The organism is Mesorhizobium sp. M7A.F.Ca.ET.027.02.1.1 (assembly GCF_004022985.1).
Taxonomy (GTDB): Bacteria; Pseudomonadota; Alphaproteobacteria; order Rhizobiales; family Rhizobiaceae; genus Mesorhizobium.
The window spans coordinates 1-3,087 of sequence record NZ_RZOL01000557.1 but is presented as its reverse complement, the minus strand read 5'-3'; the positions used below and the strand labels follow the sequence as shown (position 1 = coordinate 3,087).

The 3,087-nt window shown below is 62.9% G+C and carries 5 protein-coding genes and 1 pseudogene; all 6 read right to left on the bottom strand.

Annotation, left to right across the window (positions count from 1 at the left end; all coding sequences use genetic code 11):
- Positions 1–19: 19 nt before the first annotated feature.
- Complete coding sequence (gene rplB / locus EN749_RS33300; RefSeq protein WP_024505067.1) at positions 20–853, bottom strand: 50S ribosomal protein L2; 834 nt, start codon at positions 851–853, stop codon at positions 20–22.
- Positions 854–875: 22 nt separating this feature from the next.
- Positions 876–1,169: a 50S ribosomal protein L23 gene (locus tag EN749_RS33295; RefSeq protein WP_013531424.1), complete on the bottom strand. Its 294-nt coding sequence runs from the start codon at positions 1,167–1,169 to the stop codon at positions 876–878.
- A complete protein-coding gene (gene rplD, locus EN749_RS33290; protein ID WP_013531423.1) occupies positions 1,166–1,786 on the bottom strand; it encodes a 50S ribosomal protein L4 in 621 nt (206 codons plus the stop codon). The genes EN749_RS33295 and rplD overlap by 4 nt, the downstream gene beginning before the upstream one ends.
- Positions 1,786–2,514, bottom strand: a complete 729-nt coding sequence (gene rplC, locus EN749_RS33285) for a 50S ribosomal protein L3 (protein ID WP_013531422.1) — start codon at positions 2,512–2,514, stop codon at positions 1,786–1,788. The genes rplD and rplC overlap by 1 nt, the downstream gene beginning before the upstream one ends.
- Before the next feature lie 61 nt (positions 2,515–2,575).
- Positions 2,576–2,884 carry a 30S ribosomal protein S10 gene (rpsJ, locus tag EN749_RS33280; RefSeq protein ID WP_010909272.1) on the bottom strand — a complete coding sequence of 103 codons (309 nt, stop codon included), beginning with the start codon at positions 2,882–2,884 and terminating at the stop codon, positions 2,576–2,578.
- A 69-nt stretch (positions 2,885–2,953) separates the two neighbouring features.
- Positions 2,954–3,087 (bottom strand): annotated as a pseudogene (gene tuf, locus EN749_RS33275) (elongation factor Tu); the annotation flags it as partial.

Genomic DNA, 3,087 nt, shown 5'->3' with positions numbered 1-3,087 from the left:
CACTTGGCGTTACCTCTTCTTAGCTCTTGCGCTGATGGCGCGAGCGCAGGATGAACTTGTCGGTCGCCTTGTTGGACCGCGTCTTCTTGCCCTTGGTCGGCTTGCCCCAGGGCGAAACCGGATGGCGGCCACCCGAAGTGCGGCCTTCGCCGCCGCCGTGCGGATGGTCGACCGGGTTCATGGTCACGCCGCGATTGTGCGGGCGCTTGCCACGCCAAACCGTGCGACCGGCCTTGCCGTCATTGATGTTGCCGTGGTCCGGATTGGACACGGCGCCGACAGTGGCCATGCAGGAGCCGTGAACGACACGCTGCTCGCCCGAATTGAGGCGCAGGATCGCCATGCCCTGGTCACGACCGACCAGCTGACCGTAACCACCTGCCGAACGGGCGACCTGAGCGCCCTTGCCCGGCTTCAGCTCGATGTTGTGGACGATGGTGCCGACCGGCATCGAAGCCAGCGGCATCGCATTGCCCGGCTTCACATCTACCGATTCACCGGAGACGATCTTGTCGCCGGGAGCCAGACGCTGCGGAGCGATGATGTAGGACAGCTCGCCATCGTCATACTTGATCAGCGCGATGAAGGCGGTGCGGTTCGGATCGTATTCAATGCGCTCGACCGTGCCGACGACGTCGAACTTGCGGCGCTTGAAGTCGATGATGCGGTACGAACGCTTGTGACCACCGCCGATGAAGCGGGCGGTGATGCGACCGTGATTGTTGCGGCCGCCCGACTTGGTCAGGCCTTCGGTCAGACCCTTGACGGGCTTGCCCTTGTAAAGACCCGAGCGGTCGACGATGACCAGCTGACGGGTGCTGGGCGTTACCGGGTTGAATTTTTTCAGTGCCATTGTTCTGTCCTCGCGGCCTTGCTCAGAGACCCGTCGCGACGTCGATCGACTGACCATCGGCCAGCGTCACAACCGCCTTCTTGACGTCGCTCTGGCGGCCAACCGTGCCACGGAAGCGCTTGATCTTGCCCTTGCGGACAAGCGTGTTCACGGCCATCACCTTGACGCCGAACAGCGCTTCGACGGCGGCCTTGATTTCCGGCTTCGACGCCTTCTTGGCGACGTTGAAGACGACCTTGTTCTGCTCGGAGGCCATGGTCGACTTTTCGGTGATCGCCGGCGAGACGATCACGTCGTAATGACGAAGGTCGGTCATTTAAAACGCTCCTCGAGAGCCTCGACGGCGGCCTTCGAAAGGACCAGCGTGCCGCGGCGCAGAATGTCGTAGACGTTGATGCCCTGGATGGGCAGCACGTCGATGTTGGGGATGTTCGTCGCCGCCAGCTTGAAGTTCTTGTCAAGCTCGGCGCCGCCGATCAGCAAAGCGTTGGTCAGGCCCAGCGTCGCGAAATTTGCGATCAGCGCCTTCGTCTTGGCCTCGGTCAGCTTCAGCTCGTCGATGATGATGATCGACGCGCTCTTGGCCTTGGCCGAGAGAGCATGCTTGAGGCCGAGAGCACGAACCTTCTTCGGCAGTTCGTGCTCGTGGCTGCGAACGACCGGGCCGTGGGCCTTGCCGCCGCCGCGGAACTGCGGAGCGCGTGCCGAATGGTGACGGGCGCGGCCCGTACCCTTCTGCTTGTACATCTTGGCGCCGGTGCGCGCGATCTCGGCGCGACCCTTGGTCTTGTGCGTGCCCTGCTGCTTCTTGGCAAGCTGCCAGCGCACGACGCGCTGCAGGATGTCTTCGCGCGGATCAAGGCCGAAAATCTCGTCGGAGAGTTCCACCTTGCCGGCGTCCTTGCCGCCCAGCGTTGTGATCTTGAGATCCATTATTCCGCTCCCTCTGTGGCCGGAGCCTCGTTCTTGGCGCCACTTTCGGCAGCAACGGCGCGGATCGCGGCAGGCTTCGGCGCATTGGCCGGCAGTGCCACCTTGGCCGCATCGCGGACCAGGATCCAGGCGCCCTTCGATCCAGGAACCGCACCGCGGATCAGGATCAGGCCGCGGTCGGCGTCGGTCGATACGATCTCGACATTCTGCGTGGTGACGCGGGTGTCGCCCATGTGGCCAGCCATATGCTTGCCCTTGAACACCTTGCCCGGGTCCTGGCGCTGGCCGGTCGAACCGTGCGTACGGTGCGAAACCGAGTTACCGTGCGTTGCACGGCCACCGCCCATGTGGTGGCGCTTGATGACGCCCTGGAAGCCCTTGCCGATCGTCGTGCCCGTCACATCGACCTTCTGGCCGGCGACGAAGTGCTCGACAGTGATCTCGGCGCCGACATCGATCATGTTGTCGGCGGAGACGCGGAACTCGGCGACCTTCGCCTTCGGCTCGACGGAAGCGGTCGCGAAATGGCCGCGCATCGCCTTCGACGTGTTCTTCACCTTGGCAAGGCCAACGCCGAGCTGAACGGCCGTGTAGCCATTCTTCTCTTGCGTGCGCTGGGCCACGACCTGGCAGTTCTCCATCAGGAGAACGGTGACGGGAACATGTTCCCCGGCATCGTTGTAGATGCGGGTCATTCCCACCTTCTTTGCAATCACACCTGAACGCATCGGTTCAATTCCTTTAGAGTTCCGGGCCAGGGGCACCGCCCCTTACCGCGCTCTCATTCCCTTAGAGCTTGATCTCGACGTCGACGCCGGCGGCCAGATCGAGCTTCATCAAAGCATCGACCGTCTGCGGGGTCGGATCGACGATGTCGAGCAGACGCTTGTGCGTGCGCATCTCGAACTGCTCGCGGCTCTTCTTGTCGACGTGAGGCGACCGGTTGACCGTGAACTTTTCGATCCGCGTCGGCAGCGGAATGGGGCCGCGGACGTTTGCGCCGGTACGCTTGGCCGTCGACACGATTTCCTTCGTCGAGGCGTCGAGCACGCGGTGGTCAAACGCCTTAAGGCGGATGCGGATATTCTGTCCGTTCATGCGTCACTTCCTTGTTCTGGCGCGGCGCGGGCAACTCCCGCGCCCGCGACAGATCGGTTTAAGTCCAAATTACTCTTTGATGGTGACGACGATGCCGGCACCGACGGTGCGGCCGCCTTCACGGATGGCGAAGCGCAGCTTCTCTTCCATGGCGATCGGCACGATCAGCTCGACATCGACCGTGATGTTGTCGCCCGGCATCA